The organism is Leptospira barantonii (genome assembly GCF_002811925.1).
Lineage (GTDB): Bacteria > Spirochaetota > Leptospiria > Leptospirales > Leptospiraceae > Leptospira > Leptospira barantonii.
Window position 1 is genome coordinate 73433 of sequence record NZ_NPDS01000004.1, and the last position, 15902, is coordinate 89334.

The following is a 15902-nucleotide window of genomic DNA, read 5'->3' on the forward strand; positions in this document are numbered from 1 at the left end:
TAATTCCGAAAGCGAGGATGGAGAATTTCATTGGTATTTTATTACGAACAAATTTGATCCACTACCTGCAAGAGATTCCCCATTTAAAGGCCCATTGGTATAGCCTGTTAAATATGGATGCCCTTGCGGATCTGTTGTGATTGAGTAGGATTCAGAAATATACCCCTTCTGTCCAGCGATAGAAGTCCAAATTTTGTTTCCATTAAAATCGTATTTGGTAAGAAACAGATTCTTTCTATCACTTGTTGGATCAGAATGAGTTTGATTGTCTAAATTGCCATTTGTAAAACCAGTAACATACAGTTCTTGATCTTTTCCAACTTTGACTCCCATACCCGTGGAAGTTTTATTCGAAACTGCAAAGGGATTACCAGTAAATCCAACCTGGCGAGTCCAAACGCGATTTCCACTACTATTAAATTTAATAATGAGTAAATCCAATACGCCGCCAGATTTTATTTGATCGTCGATGCTTCCGTTCGTAGACCCAGTGAGATAAATATTACCAGATGAGTCTGTTGTAATACCATTTGAACGTGTATCTTTGCCAGTAGCTCCTGTTAACCTTGTCCAAGATTTATTCCCGTTCGCATCAAATTGGATTAAGAAAGCATCGTTCGTTCCATTGACAGCCACTCCATCCATAGTAGTCATATTACTAGTTAAGCCAGTTAAATAAATTTTTCCGTTAAGATCACAAGTTATACCAGTTGGCTTTGGACCTGCAAATAACTTTGTCCATTGCTTTGTTCCAGATGAGTTGTATTTTACTATGAAATATCCAGACCCACCGCCGGAAAAAGTTTGTCCATCTAAACCGCTTATTGAAGTGCCTGTTACAAAGATATTTCCATTGGTATCAGTCGTTACTGATGAAGCGCTAGTGTAACCAGTTACCCCTAATAATCGAGTCCATTGTTTATTACCATTGGAATCAAACTTCACTATGAAAAAGTTGCGATCAGCAAAATCAGAAGTTCCGAAGAACGCTTCTCCATCCAGTGCTCCATTAGTTTCTCCGACTGCATATACATTTCCCAAAGAATCAGATGCGATTCCGTAGGCAATTGTTTGGTCTCCAGCAACCCCCATTAATTTAGTCCATTGCTTGGAGCCTGAAGAATTGTATTTTGAAACAAAAAGATCGTAAAAGCCAGTGATACCTTGACCATCGACGTTACCACCAGCTTGCCCCGTTACATAGACATTGCTATTCGAATCGGAAGTAATCGACTTAACTTGAACTCCCCCTGAAGTCGCTCCTAATATTCGAGTCCATTCCGGCTTTGGTCCTGGAAGACTGAAGCCAGATAATAATTGTAAGATGGATAGTAACTCAAGGTCCTTCGCCCCCTTTTTTTCATTTTTGCAATTGGAAAATGCTCCCATTATAACGAGGGCTAATAATAGCTTACTGATTATTGATTTGATTTTGTTCATATTAATTTCCTTAAACATGAATTTAAGTAAGGTAGAATCATAAGATCAATAAAGCTCCCAATTCGATGCCAGCGTTGCAGACTTGACCATTCGATTCAAAAATGCAAGTTGAACGTATACCGGTTCGAAACACAACTGACCTGATTTGCAGACCTTGCCATCCGATTTCAAAATAAACTGCCGGATTCGTTCCCGAAAGTTTCTGACCATTACCGGAATATTGTACGGTCGATGTACCAATTCCAATATTAGAATAGAAATCCCAGATTAAACTTTCTCCAATGCGATAAGAGCGATTGAAGTAAAAAAATTGATTTAGAAAAGAGTAATTCGATGCGTTTGAATTAGATACTTGATATTCTAATCGAATGCCTGGTCTGAATTTAAGTAATTCAAAGAAAGCTGGTTCTAAATACATCGCCCCGCCGAAGGTAGCTGGATTTGAGGCTCCGAGAGGCGAGCCATTTGCCAATGCTTGAATTGAAAAACCAATTTTGTGATTCCAGTTTTTATCACCTGTGTTTAAATACTTGGGATTTAAAACTGGATTCAGAGTTTCAGGTGCATCGGAAGATCGGATCTTGTTCCTATCTATATGAATAAAACCCAAATCAGTTTTGATCATCAATTCCTTATCTGAATCTTCTGCGACAACACCCTTGATAGTGCTACCATCTTTTAATTGGAAAGAGGTGTAGTGATAAGAGGTGTCTGATCCGTTTTTTGTGGGATCAATGGAGGCAATATCCTTCCTTGGAATTTCGTAACTCTTTTCCTTCCAAAGAAATTTCACTCGAATATCGGACTCTTCTTGGAGTTTACCAATAAACGCTGAGCCGTCTTTCAGGACAATTTCGGCGGGATCAAGCGCTGAGGTGCCAAACCATGAAGAAAATAGAAGCAGAACGAATAACGTGCTTTTGCGAGAGAAAAACTGGTAGTTGGACATAATTTAAGAAACTATTTGATATAATTTATAATTTGAGAACTTGTTATTTCGCAATTTAAAAAATAGAACATATTATTAATACGCATAGAATTCTATAAGTCAAAAACTCACCTAATGGCTTATAGTCAAGTGAATCTAAGCTAAAGACAGCAAAATTATGAATAAAGTAATTCAATTGAAAATAAATGGAAATATATTTGATGCAAATATGTAGAAAAAGCATTGACTGAGGTTGCTTAAAAAAGACTCACTATGATACATTCATACCATCTTAGGAAACTATTTATAAAATGAAATTTAATGTACTGATTTTTACTCGTGCAAGTATTCTTAAAACCGCTCTCGCTCTTTTAATTGTTGTTTCAAGCATCGCTGCTTTTCCATTTTTACAGATGTTTTCTCTTTCTGGTCCAAGTTCCGAAACGGGAATTCCTCAACCTCTTCCTGAGATAGTCGTTGATTCTTTCGGAGCCTTGAATGCTTCGATTCCGATTCAAGTTCCCAAAGGAACCAAAGACATAACTCCATCCATAGAGTTGCAGTATAATTCTTTTCAAAACGACGGATTGGTAGGTGGCGGTTGGGATCTATCGGGTATCTTAACGATTTCAATCGATCCATCAAAAGGAATTCACAATGATGGAAATGATGCTTACGTTAGTTTTGCTGGTAAGTTAATTCAAACTTCAGCTAACATTTATCATACTAAAATTGAATCCTTTTTCCAATTTAAGAAACTATCGGATTCTTGGGTAGTGCAGGATCGAAATGGTACAAGTTATTATTTTGGGGAAGATGCCTCCACCGAAAACCCTAATTCAAATGCCACAATTCGAAATCTCAACGGAAATTCCAGAATATGGGCGCTTAATCGAGTGAGAGATTTACATGGGAATGGTTACAATATTAAATATCAGCCATATAGTTCTTCAAACGGAATACCGATTCCAGACAGAATTGAATACAATCAAGGTAATACAGTTATTCTATTTGAAATAGAAGATCGTAATGATGCAGTAGAATCAAATTTCTTGAATATTCAAGCTAAATTAACCAAGAGAATTAGATCTATTTCAGTTACACAAAAGCAAGACAATGGAACAGTCCTTGAAGCAGAGAAATACACTCTTACCTATGACAATGAGCTCTTTGATAAAAAGAATCGGCTCGCTGGGATAGATCGTAAAAACTATGGACCCGTTACGTTCAATTATAATAACGATTCACCCACTGCAGGCTCTACTTCTAAATCTTCTCCTTCTGCAATTGACATGAGTTATCGCTTCGAAAATTCATCTATCAAGTCGGATTGTGATTTCGCTGCTTTAGTATGCGCGTGTTCCGCTGATGCAACTTGCATGGCTATTTCGGGTGGGTTTGCTGGATTGGCTTGTTGGGGTTATATGGATTCCATTGGTGATGTGTGCGTCAATGGAGTTGTTGGTTCTCAAACTTTCCTTGCAACTTTTAATCCGAAAAAAGCTCCTGAGCCAGTATGGATTTCAGGTAATAAACAAAGCAATCAACTAGTTCGATATGATAGCGCGAATCCCGGCGCTACATCGCCGATCGGTGGAAAGACGTTTACATTCAATGAAAAGTCAAAAGTTTTTCAGGGGGATATTGATGGGGATCTTGTCTCAGATTTTATTGCATTAGAGAATGATAATGTGGAATTAAATATAAGTTTAAGTTTAACTGGTGCGAACTTTAATCCTATTGGCATTCCTGCAATTCTAAAATCAAATCCAAACTCTTATCAAGGACTTATGGATCTAAATGCGGACGGGAAGAGTGACTTTATTCAAACTGATACTTCTAATAATTTCCTTATTTATTTGGCATCGGGCGGAAACTTAAATACAAATCCAATCGTTCTGAGTATTCCAGGAATTGGCTCTTCTTTTAGGCAATTTGTCGATATGGATAACGACGGGATCGCGGACTATGTTAGAATGACGGATAATCCAGACGGAAGTAAAAATCTGAGTATCTCTTTCTTACGTTATAGCGGTGGAAACTTTTCCGTTAGAACAACTACATCCAGTTACATTGGTGTGGCGGGAATGGAAGGAGATCGATTTCTTGCAGATTCCAATGGAGACGGCTATTTAGATCTAATTACATTCTCTGCAGATAATAATCTCTATGTTTATTTGTCTGACGGCCATGTTGTAAGATCTCCATTAACTTTTCCGGTTAGTTACACGACGCCTTATTACGAAGTATCAAGTAGTATTGCAAACAGCAAGCGCTATTCGATGCGCGACATGAATTGGGACGGCGCGGCAGATCGAATTTCATTAGTTAATAACGGTTTTCAAATTGATCTATATAACCCATCTACTTCTTCCTTTGATACAACTTTCGAAGTTTCAAATGATGGGGCACAGATTAAGCAGTTTGATGTGAATTGGGATGGCACGTTAGACTCTATTTCTTTCTATACATTCTTTTTTCAGGGCACCGGATTTCATGTAAAGAATGGCTCGGATGATAGTAACACAGACGTTATCTTTGATTATAACGAAACAGTTCCTGTTTCTCCAAATCCTGCATTGATGGCGTCCGACAGTGCTAAAGTTTATAGTAACTTTGTGAATACAAAAACATTTGCGGATGTTGATGGAGACGGTAAGGCTGACTTTATCCGTTTTCAAAGCGGAACTATTTACGTTTCTTATTCTCGAAGTAAGAACAATGGCCTCTTTTATTCAAATGGGGCAGATGTAAGTTTCCCAGCGGCTTCTTTTTCAGTCGCAATGGATACGAATCAGGATGGACGCTCCGATTTTATTGGGTTCAGGGGATCGATGCGAAACTTGGTCAATGATACCTTGGTTAATAATCTTCATTCATTTGAAAGAAATCAAACAGCTCATAGTAAGGCTTTGAATATTGATTATGTTGAGCCTTCTTATTCCAAAAAAATTTCTCAGGGACTTTTAACTGATATTTTGAGCGTACAAGAAAAAGGCATTCAGATTAGCTACGCAAATACCTATGATTCATCTAATCCAAGCGTGGTGAATGCAATCAACGCGAGTTCGATTGGCGCGTTCTTGAAGCCAAATTTAGCTCCATATTCTGTGGCGACGAATGTCTATTCACAGGTTGCAAATGGGCTTGGGGAATCGGAGTCATATGTTTTTGAAAACGGAAGAACTTATATTCAAGATCAAGACAATCGTTCCATGATGGGGTTTGCAAAAATTACAACAGCGAATAGTCGAACCGGAGAAAAAAATATTTCCTATTATCAGGGGACAAATCCAAATTTCACAGCTTTAGAAACGAAACGAGATAATTTCCTGAATAACAACCTAATGTCTTCGGTTACTTCTACATTTGTTTCCCTGGGTAGCCCATTTGGTAGCATAAACGTAAGAAAGTCGCAAGAAGTGAATACAAAGTATCAAGACAACGCATTGCTTTCGACTTCGCAGACTGATTATACGTATGATAATTACAATAACATTCTTTCTAAGGTAACTCAAATTGACGGCAACGCTTCTCTGACATTGCGAGAAGATAATATTTACAATCCGTCATTGGCCGATTGGGTGTTGTCTGAAACTCTTCAGAAAAGAAAGTCGAAGGGAGGGAATGTCGCTTCTCAGATTGAAATTATCTATTCAAATCACTTACCTACAGATGTTAAAACTCTACTCAAAGCAGGAACTACAGAATATTCTGTTCAATCGATCCTTTCTTACGACAGCTACGGAAATCCTACTTCAATTCGGGAAGCGAGCGGAAATATTAATTTAATTGAATATGATTCTATAGCTCGTACGTACGCTACCCGACTTACGAATTCCTTGGGTATGCAGATTCAAAAATCTTATGATTATGTTTTCGGTGGGGAATTAGTGAGTATTGACTCTAACGGGAATCGATCGGAAAAGTTATACGATTCTTATGGACGATTGATCGGGACAAAATATCCGGGAGAATCCGATTGGTCCGAGATAGTAGAATATATTCAGACTGGTAGTCCTTCTGGTGAAAAAATCAAAAAAACAATTCAAGATCCTAAAACAGGAAATTCTTGGATCCAAGAGACGCATGATGCATACGGACAGGTGATTCGATCGGAATCACTTGCAGCAGATGCAATTATTATTATTGAGGATAGAGTTTACTACTCGAATGGTCTTTTGAAAAATAAGACAGAGCCTTATATTGGAGTAACTCCTTTCCTGACTTCTACTTATTTATATGATTCTGAAAATAAGGTAGTCACAATCTCCGACACTGCAGGCAAAAAAGCGGATTTAGTCTATTCTGGATTTACTACGGGGTCAGTAACGACAGTTAACTCAAATCAAATCAATTCATTATCAGTCACAAAAAATGCATTGGGAGAACTTCTTTCTAAAACTGAGAATGGAAAAACGATTCAGTATGCTTACAATGCCAACAGCAAGACGACACAAATTAGAGACCCAGAAGGTAAAAACGTTAATTTCTCTTATAATTTATTAGGTCAAAAGCTTTCACAATCGACTGTCGATACGGGATCTACAACGTTCCAATTATCTCCATCTGGAAAGGTGCAAGAGCAACGAAATGCAAACGGTTCCTATACGACTTACCAATACGATACTTTGGATAGGGTGATCCGAATTGTTGGAAACAATTCCAATGACACGAAAACCATTCAGTTAAATTACGATGAATCTGGTGTTACAAACGGAGTTGGAAGAATCACTTCTATTATTGATTCTATTGGAAAGACTGATTTTCAGTATGATGTAAGAGGGAATCAAACTAAGATTCGTAAATACTTGAATCAAGAGGATCTCACTTTAATATTTTTGAAAGAATACGATTTAGGGAATCGTGTCACAAATTTAACTTACCCGAATGGAACTGTACTTCATAATCAGTATACGCCTGCCGGTTATTTAACTTCAATTACTATGGACTCTGCTGATGGAAGTAGTTCCGGTCATCCAGTTGTAAACTATGTCGGGCCTCTAATTGAAGGAGGTAAATTTAAGGTTCAGCGAACTGTTGGAAATGGGGTTCAAACGAACATTTATTTTGATCCTATCAATCGGAGGCCGATTGAGATTGTAACTGGCATCGACTCCGATGTATACGAGAGTCTTAAATACGACTATGATCTTTCCGGAAATATTACGAAAATTGAAGACTTAAAAAATCCGGGAAGAACACAGAATTTTCAATATGATTCTTTCAACCGTTTGACGAACGCGAGCGGTAAATACGGCACCGAAGATTACCAATATTCGGATACTGGTAATCTAATCAAAAAAGGGGCGAATACTTACTCTTATAGCGGAAGTAACTTGCATGCTGTAACCCAAATTGTTTCTCCGCAAGGAGCCAAAACATATTCCTACGATAGCTCTGGTTTGATGACGAATCGCGATGGAGATGTCTTGGAATATGACCCGATGGGTAAGCTTCAGAAAATGATCACAAAAGATGGGGAAACGCTTACTTACGATTATGATTACAAAGGTTCTCGAGTCCGAAAGAGTAAGCAGTCTGATGGAACTAGCGTTGTCAGTCTTGATGGAGACTATGAGGTAAGTTTTCGTCCTGGCTTTTCTCCCTTACATACCTTGTATATTAAAGGATTAGGCGGGGATATTGTTTCTCAATTATCTTTGGAAGATGTGGCACTACTGAGTAACGCTCAGTTCGAGATGGAAAATTCTTCGGACGTCGCAGGTACGCTTCTTCATCCTAAAGAATCCCTTTGTAAAGGAGTAGTAAAGGACTGTAGGGAATATTATAAGAATAAAACATATGATATTTATCTTTCTGGTATTGAAGCATTATTTGCAGCTAAGAACGGAAGGATTGGAAATCAATTCCGTTTAACTATGATTTCCTTATTCGGTATCTGTTTAATGGGATTTATTGGCTTTAGTGTAAGTAAGTCTAAATCATTTCAAACCTTTGAATTAGCAAAAGTAGGGATCACCCCAATTCTTCTATTAAGTGTTTTTATGGGATTTAATTTCTATTCCTGTGGTTTATTACCTGGAACCGGTAGTAAAAACGGTGACCCTCCTTGGGTTGTTTTTCCTTCATCGATTCCAACAGATACACCGTCTGTTTCAAATCCAGGAGTTGGCTCCGGTGGGGGTAACATTGGAGGAACTCCGGTTCCAGGGATGATTTTCTTTCATCCAAACCATTTAGGATCTATTTCTATGGCGACTAATGGTGCAGGAAAACCTATATCGGGTGGGTCTGCAATTGGAACGAGTTTCGTGTCTTACAAGCCTTACGGTGAAATTTTAAGAACGGATTCCTATGGACCTGATGTATTCAGAAATAAATACACTGGCCAAGAGGAAGACAAAGAAACCGGACTTTTATACTATAAGTCAAGATATTATGATCCGGCGATTGCAAGATTCTTACAGGCGGATTCGGTTGTAAATGGTGAGTCTGTTTCAGGTAGCAACCTCTACATGTATGTAGAGGGCAATCCTCTAAGCTACCGTGACCCAGGTGGCCAAATTAATATTTGGCATATGTTTATGGAAATCATTAAGCATATGGCTGGAGGGATCACTCTTGCTGCAAAAGCAATGGACGGAACGCTACGAGCGATTGGAAGGAGTATCGATCACATTGGAAGAGCGATTGCACGAAGTGCGGATCATATTGGAAGGACTATTGCTCATAGCGTAGATCATACTTGGAGACCAATTTTTAAAAATGCGGATAAGGGAGCCCGAGAACTTCTTAGAAATGCAGATCATGGTGCCCGAGAATTCTTTAAGAATGTCGATAAAGCAGGGCGAGCAATTGGAAGAGGAATCGATGGTGAAGTGCGAGAAATTTTAAGCGGCGGTAAGTATTCAAGAAATAGTAATGCGCGTGACTGGAGTTTAGAACACAGCGATTTAGTTAATTGGGTAGAAGGCTGGGACGGCATTTTGATCCTTGGTGGTGCTTTTATGGTAATTATTGGACTTCTTACGGGAAATCCAGCTTTGGTTGTTTGGGGGATAATGACTATCGCTGCTGGAATAACGGGTGGGGATTATTCTCCAGAAGGCTCTGGAGGGAGTGAAGGTGCATGATCAGATTAAGTAGGAACATTTACCTATCGATGTTCTTATTTTGTTCTTTAGAATGTGTTTTTATTGAAAACAAAATAGAAACAAAAGTGAATCGTTCCGAATCGGATTGTTCGTTCTATCAACTAAAGTTCTCAGAAGATTCCGATTACAGTGGTATGTATTCAAAAAATTCTTGGCTTTATCGAGCATCTTTGCTTTCAAATTTTGAATATGGGATTCGTCAAGGCGTAGAGGATGTAAACAAGACTTGTCGGAGTGTAAGCAATAATGACGCTCCGAGAAAGCATATCAATATTTTACTTAAATCAACTATGACTCAGCGAAATCCTGATGAAATGGCTGAATTGCGAAAAAACGTTGTAACACTTTTTTCTGCGATTACTCTATTTTTAATACCTTCCTGGTATGAGTATTACTATAAGCATCAATGGAATGTAGGAGGGGGCTCAAAGTGTCAGCAATCGTATGAAACTTCAGATTCGGTTACGGTTTACATTGGGTTTGTTTATCTATTTGTTCCTTGGAAATGGGACTCTGCTATTATCTCGATGCCAATAGAATCGAAGTTCTATAAGCAAACATTAGATATTATTTCGGAATACGAAAGAGCATGTTCCGGTCAAATATAAATTTATTTGTTGAGTTAGTTTGAAGATTTACAAACAATATCTAATATCCTATTTAACAATACTGTTAATCTCCTGTAATGATGGAAGATTTATTTCTTCTGAAATTAGATCTAATATGTATTTCGAGTAAAGGTTGCATCCTTATGCATGAGACTTCCCCAAATTATTTAATTGAACTGTGCAAGTTGCAATAGAACCTACGGCACCAATGTTGATATTTGGACAAAAGAAACGTTAAGGGTATGTATATTTTTTCTGCTTGTTATGCTTACCAAAAAAGATTTCCTTTAATAATACAAATTAGTAGTAAAGAAAAAAATAGAAATTCATATTCTTTTGAATATTGGGGCGATACATAGAATTTTCATCGAAGCCTTAAGAGTTACTTTTATAAAATAACCGATGCAATCGTTTAAACATTCTTTACTGTGTAGGTTATTTGCTTTGATAATCGTAATGATTTACTTATCTTGCTTCCCAATGAGGCGAATCGAATCGTATGGGGATAGACAGGTTGGCCTTGTCCTTTCTTTGAATAGTAACAGGCTTTCTGCACGTTTTACAATCAAGCACTACTATTATGCGAACCAGTGGCATTACAAAGCTGAGCTTGATTTTATATCAACGACCGTTCTAAACGTTGGTAAGATTGAACTCGTCCAAAATGGAAAAACAATGGAGATCCAAATTATTAATAAGCTTCCGATTCGAGCGTTCACAAGGTCCGATTCATTGTCTGAAGGAATTGAAATCGAAATGACGGACGAACTGCTTAAAAGTTTGGCCACAGGCGGAATCGTTGGCCTAAATGTAACAGGCCAAAATAAATCTGACTTATTGAATTTGGATAAAGAATCGATCCACTTAGTGAAAGAATACATTGTTGAAATCGAGAAGAAGCATCAGATAGAATTGAACTGGAAGTTAATCAAAGAGAGAGGTTATCGTTCTTCTTTATCGAATTAGAATCTATTTAAAAATTCCTTGTAACTCTGAATCTGATGGAGTCCCATCGCCATGAAGATATTCATAAATGGTTTTGGTAAATACTTTAGGATTTGCGCACGGGCATTTGTCGGGACAGGTTTCGCTCCATCCGCTTTTTGCAAGTAATGTTCTCTTTGTTTTAAACACGAAAGCGATAGTATAGCTTTCAAGTGCACCACCACATTCATCACCTTCGCCACCTGATATATTAAAGAATGCGGCCTTCTTCGAAATATGTGTAAGTTCACCGTATGATTCACGATTCATATCGGTATTGATTACTTTTCCGTTCTTCAGGATAAAATTATAACAATAAGAATGTAAATACCCTGCGCAAGACTCTTTGCGAGGGGAGATCGATATTACAGAATAATTGTTACGAACAACATAATTTTCAAGTCGAAATTCATTTGATTTATAAGGTCTTTGATCTTTGATTTGATCATAAGATTCCGGTAATTTGCTTTCTATCAATGTCTCAAAGATCTTTGTATGATCTTTCCCATTGCCAAGTTTTATGAACTTATCTTTAAAATTATTAAGATCTCTTTTTACTCTCGCAAGAAAAGGACCAAATACATAACCAGTTGTTCTTTCAAATTCAACTTTTACCCATTTCCCCGTTTTATCATTGTGTGTTTCAATCTCTCCGACCTCTTCAAGAATATTAACAATTTTACCTTCGGGAATAGTAAGGATAATTTTTGATTGAATATTTGAATTTTCGCGCAATCGTAAACCTCCTTCTGCATTGACTGAATAAAATCCTTTGAGAGGTCTTCTTTTTTCTTGGATCGTATCTTTTGATGTGCAGTTAAAAGTTGAAATGAGTATTAGAATAAAAATCATAATTATAGAAGGCATTCATAAGTTCCTGTGGTCTTATTAGATTCGTAGATCGAAGCCATTTTTATTCTAAATTCTAAGGCTATATACACAACCGTTATTTCTATTTATTTCCTCACAATCGCCCCGCACAATCACAATCACCGATACATAGAATCGATCAGCTTTTGATATTTCTCGGTGATGACATGACGTTTGATCGACATCTTTGCGGAAAGTTCATCTCCAACCTCGAATGCCTTCGGAAGTAAACGAAGATCTCCGACCTTTTCAAAACTCTTGAATCCGTTTTCCGAATTCATTGCGTCTTTAACTTCGCGTAAAATTTTTTCTTTCACCGTAGGATTCTCTGCGAGTTCTTGATACGTTCTTCCATAGTCTTGAAACCGATCCAGGACCGGCAGAACTAAGGCCGTTAAGAATCTTTGATCCTGTCCAACGATCATCACTTGATCGATGAACGGCGATTGTGCGAGTTTATTTTCAATCGGAACAGGTTCTATATTTTCTCCATTGAGTAAGACAACGGTCTCTTTTGTCCTACCTACGATCTTGAGAGTATTGTTATACGAAATGATTCCAAGATCGCCGGTATTAAACCAACCGTCCTTGGTGATCACTTTGGCGGTGACATCGGGACGTTTGTAGTAACCTTTCATGATCTGAGGGCCGCGCACATGAATTTCTCCCTTCACACCTTTGTTAGGCGGATACAGAATTTTTCCGCTCTCCACATCTTTTAAAAGTATTTCCACTTCGGGAAAAAGCGGACCCACACTTCCGATCACCAAACGATTCGGTGTACGAAACGCAAGACCGGGGGAGGTTTCCGTTAGACCGTAACCTTCAAACAGAGGAATCCCGATCGCATTAAAAAATTCGTCGATATGAAGAGGAAGTGCTCCTCCTCCTGAAACAGTGCCGCGCAGTTTTCCGCCGGTAGCTTGTCGAATTTTCTTAAGAACGATCGTGTCGAGAATTATATAAGGAAGAATGAATATCCCGATCGACAGAAAACTTTGTCCGAACATCCATAAGGATTGTGGAATATTCCGACCTTTTAAATCGAGTCGGTTTCCTTTAAAAAAATTCAAAGCACGTTGAACCTTCAGGGCACAAAAATAAGCGCTCTTAAATAAGATTCTTCTTATCGCCGATCCCGATTGAATTTTCGATTGAATCCCGTGAAATATATTTTCCCACAATCGAGGCGCGGATGCCATGAATGTCGGTTTAACGATCAATAAATCTTCCTTAATGTTTCTTACATTCGTGTAATACTGGCCGGCTCCCATTGCGATCGTTCCCATCTGAAACACTCTTTCGAAGCTATGCCACACGGGTAGAATCGAAAGAAAACGATCTTTAGGTCCGATATCGATCGGAATATTACGCAATTGAGAAATCATATTGGCATGAGTTAACATCACACCTTTCGGTTCTCCCGTCGTTCCGGAAGTATAGATGACGGTGAATAGATCATCAGGTTGAATCGCACCGATTCTTTCTTCCACTTTGCGGTTACCGGAGACACGCAATTCTTTTCCCTTAGCGATGAGGTCGGCCATTCGAATTATTTTTTTATCGGTAATAACCGCTTCGTCATCCATAAGAATGATTTGCGTGATGTTCGGTAGATGATTTAAGTTATTCTGAACCTTCTTCAGTATGATTTCATTTTCTACGAACACGATTTTCGCGTCGGAGTGGGGGAGAATATAACGAATGTCTCCGTCGGTTACGTCCGTACCGCGCGGGACATCGGCCGCGCCGCTTAACAATATTCCATAATTTGCGATGATCCATTCTTTTCTATTCTCGGATAAGACGGCCACGTGTTCGCGAGCTTTCAATCCCAAGTCTACGATTAACGCCGTTGCAAGAGCGAGACCGTTCTCATAAACTTCTCGGAACGTTATCGTAACGAATTCTTTGTTTTTATTTCTTGTTCCGAACGCGGGCTGATCGCCGTATTTCTGCGCCGTATCATAAAACAATTCCGCTAAATTCTTCGCCGTCACTTTTGAACTCATGTTTTCATTATCTCCGATATCAAAGACGATATCCGATTTCCGAAAAACGGTCTTGAACGGAGCGGCTATTTCGAAAAGAAGATCGCTTTATACGGTTCTTTCTTTTTTGTAAAGTCGGAGGGGCTGATTCCGAAGGATCTGCGAAAGATACGAGTGAAATGAGATTGGTCTGCAAATCCTCCTTCTTGCGCTACGTCCGCTAAGAGCGAACGATTTGCTAAATTATCAACGGCCTTCTTTGTCTTTAACCAAAGGCGATAAGCCGAAAAAGGAACACCGGTTTCTTGTCTAAAAAGATGACGAAAACGTTCGACCGATAATCGAGCTTCAAAGGCTAAACTTGAAAGGGAGAATTCGTCCAGCTCCACATTGGATATACTTTTTTGAATGCGAGTATCCAATTCGTTTTTGGATCTCATCGGAAAATCTTTATTTAGAATTTCAAGAAGTTGTGTACGCACTTCCGTATCGGATCGGTTTAGAATGGACGCTATCTGTTCCTTCTTTTTGTCCGTGAATATATCTCCCACTTCGAATGCGGAGTGATTCGCCGCCAAACTTCTTTCATAAAAAAGATGATACCCCGTGGTCAATGGATCTAAAAAAAATAACGTTAGATTCCCTTCCACTCGGATCATCTCATGGCTGACGCCGGATGGAATGAAAACGGAGTTATACGTTTTCCATTCTCCGTCGCGGGTACGCAATTGAACCCGACCGGAATCGGGTAAACTAATCTGAATGTAAAAATGACTGTGACGTTTCGTTGAAAACCCGTCTCCGCGATACGTAGCAAAATCGTTCCATATCAAAAAATTCTTCATATACCTCGAGCGTTTCCCGCCAAAAGTATATTAGAAGAATTTTCTTTAAGAACTGTCATCATTTTTAATGAGACATGGTTACGAGAGTTCCGATAAAAGTTTATCCAGTGGCTGGTAGAATTCTCCCATACCGTCGACGAAGTTCGTTTCCATCGCCATCTTACGTCCTTCGGCCGAAGTGTATTTGCAAACGTGTGTCATAAGCGTCATATCGCCTTCCGTCGTGAAGGTTCTCGCTTCGATCATAGCGTTCGGATCCTCTACCGCAGTTTTCAAATTGAAGGTCGGCATGTCCGTTGCGTAATTTTCGGTATTCGTTACTCTTTCCGGTGCGGTCACTTCTCGATAGTTTCCATAGATACCGAATCGATTTCCTTTTGCATCCGCATAAACGAATAGATATTTGCCGCCGACTTTAAGATCCACTTCGCAAGTATCAAGCACCATACCTTCCGGGCCGATCAACCATCGACGCATCAACTCCGGTTTTGTGTGACAGTCGAATACCAATTCGCGACGCGCGGCAAAATAACGAGTGAATACGATTTCCGTATCACCTCTCAATTCCATCTTCACTTCTCTTTGATTCGTTTTCATTTTTGTTTATCTCCTTGAGTTTGTATCGTTTGTAATTCTACAAGTAACGCATCGAGCGCTTGGTATCGTTCTTCCCACATCTGGCGGTATTTTTCGATCCAATCGGTTGCTTTTTTTAGAGGTGCGGTCTCGAGTCGCCGCGGTCGTTCTTGTGCTCGGACGGTCGTCGATATGAGCCCAGCTTGTTCGAGAACCCTGAGATGTCGCGAGATCGCAGGTTGACTCATTTTGAACGGTTTGGCCAACTCCATGACGGTCATATCGCCTTTGGCAAGGCGCATGAGAATTGCGCGACGTGTGGAGTCGGCGAGTGCGGCAAATGTAGCGTCGAGTTGTTGCATAGATATATACTTATATAATTAAGTGGTTATATGAGAATATAGTCAAACACTTTTTAGTGGGTTATTCTTGTTGGTTCGGACTTAATTTCGATGGATTTACGGTTTTTTACGAAGGTGAGAATGCAAAAAATGCGCAGATTCTCGGTTAAATAAACGGAGACACTAACAACCGTATTATTT

Annotated in this window: 10 protein-coding genes; 3 read left to right on the forward strand and 7 right to left on the reverse strand. The window is 39.0% G+C overall.

Going from position 1 to position 15902, the window contains the following annotated elements:
• Positions 1-27: 27 nt before the first annotated feature.
• A complete protein-coding gene (locus CH367_RS10535) occupies positions 28-1440 on the reverse strand; it encodes an SBBP repeat-containing protein (RefSeq protein WP_100762469.1) in 1413 nt (470 codons plus the stop codon).
• 37 nt (positions 1441-1477) lie between these two features.
• Positions 1478-2389 (reverse strand): LA_3334 family protein, encoded by a 912-nt coding sequence (locus tag CH367_RS10540; protein ID WP_100762470.1) that lies wholly within the window; start codon positions 2387-2389, stop codon positions 1478-1480.
• Positions 2390-2679: 290 nt separating this feature from the next.
• On the opposite strand from CH367_RS10540, the gene CH367_RS10545 reads away from it, so the two are divergent.
• The 3 genes from CH367_RS10545 to CH367_RS10555 all read left to right on the forward strand — a co-directional run bounded on the left by CH367_RS10545 (position 2680) and on the right by CH367_RS10555 (position 11060).
• Complete coding sequence (locus CH367_RS10545; protein WP_100762471.1) at positions 2680-9465, forward strand: RHS repeat-associated core domain-containing protein; 6786 nt, start codon at positions 2680-2682, stop codon at positions 9463-9465.
• A complete protein-coding gene (locus tag CH367_RS10550) occupies positions 9462-10094 on the forward strand; it encodes a hypothetical protein (protein WP_244284548.1) in 633 nt (210 codons plus the stop codon). The genes CH367_RS10545 and CH367_RS10550 overlap by 4 nt, the downstream gene beginning before the upstream one ends.
• A gap of 456 nt (positions 10095-10550) precedes the next feature.
• Positions 10551-11060, forward strand: a complete 510-nt coding sequence (locus tag CH367_RS10555; RefSeq protein ID WP_125226115.1) for a hypothetical protein — start codon at positions 10551-10553, stop codon at positions 11058-11060.
• Between the two features lie 3 nt (positions 11061-11063).
• On the opposite strand, the gene CH367_RS10560 is transcribed toward CH367_RS10555, so the two are convergent.
• From CH367_RS10560 to CH367_RS10580, 5 genes are all read right to left on the reverse strand, one after another.
• Positions 11064-11945: an SH3 domain-containing protein gene (locus tag CH367_RS10560; RefSeq protein WP_100762474.1), complete on the reverse strand. Its 882-nt coding sequence runs from the start codon at positions 11943-11945 to the stop codon at positions 11064-11066.
• Positions 11946-12067: 122 nt separating this feature from the next.
• Complete coding sequence (locus CH367_RS10565) at positions 12068-13960, reverse strand: AMP-dependent synthetase/ligase (RefSeq protein ID WP_100762475.1); 1893 nt, start codon at positions 13958-13960, stop codon at positions 12068-12070.
• Positions 13961-14025: 65 nt separating this feature from the next.
• Entirely contained in the window at positions 14026-14784 is a 759-nt protein-coding gene (locus CH367_RS10570) for a helix-turn-helix domain-containing protein (RefSeq protein ID WP_100762476.1), read from the reverse strand.
• 78 nt (positions 14785-14862) lie between these two features.
• On the reverse strand, positions 14863-15381 hold the full coding sequence (locus CH367_RS10575) for an SRPBCC domain-containing protein (RefSeq protein WP_100762477.1): 519 nt from the start codon (positions 15379-15381) through the stop codon (positions 14863-14865).
• Positions 15378-15722: an ArsR/SmtB family transcription factor gene (locus tag CH367_RS10580; protein ID WP_100762478.1), complete on the reverse strand. Its 345-nt coding sequence runs from the start codon at positions 15720-15722 to the stop codon at positions 15378-15380. The genes CH367_RS10575 and CH367_RS10580 overlap by 4 nt, the downstream gene beginning before the upstream one ends.
• Between the last annotated feature and the right edge of the window lie 180 nt (positions 15723-15902).

Excerpts from the sequence above, each read along its gene's own strand:
- CH367_RS10535 (WP_100762469.1), bottom strand. The coding sequence starts at position 1,440 with ATGAACAAAATCAAATCAATAATCAGTAAGCTATTATTAGCCCTCGTT.
- CH367_RS10540 (WP_100762470.1), bottom strand. The coding sequence starts at position 2,389 with ATGTCCAACTACCAGTTTTTCTCTCGCAAAAGCACGTTATTCGTTCTG.
- CH367_RS10545 (WP_100762471.1), top strand. The coding sequence starts at position 2,680 with ATGAAATTTAATGTACTGATTTTTACTCGTGCAAGTATTCTTAAAACC.
- CH367_RS10550 (WP_244284548.1), top strand. The coding sequence starts at position 9,462 with ATGATCAGATTAAGTAGGAACATTTACCTATCGATGTTCTTATTTTGT.
- CH367_RS10555 (WP_125226115.1), top strand. The coding sequence starts at position 10,551 with ATGATTTACTTATCTTGCTTCCCAATGAGGCGAATCGAATCGTATGGG.
- CH367_RS10560 (WP_100762474.1), bottom strand. The coding sequence starts at position 11,945 with ATGCCTTCTATAATTATGATTTTTATTCTAATACTCATTTCAACTTTT.
- CH367_RS10565 (WP_100762475.1), bottom strand. The coding sequence starts at position 13,960 with ATGAGTTCAAAAGTGACGGCGAAGAATTTAGCGGAATTGTTTTATGAT.
- CH367_RS10570 (WP_100762476.1), bottom strand. The coding sequence starts at position 14,784 with ATGAAGAATTTTTTGATATGGAACGATTTTGCTACGTATCGCGGAGAC.
- CH367_RS10575 (WP_100762477.1), bottom strand. The coding sequence starts at position 15,381 with ATGAAAACGAATCAAAGAGAAGTGAAGATGGAATTGAGAGGTGATACG.
- CH367_RS10580 (WP_100762478.1), bottom strand. The coding sequence starts at position 15,722 with ATGCAACAACTCGACGCTACATTTGCCGCACTCGCCGACTCCACACGT.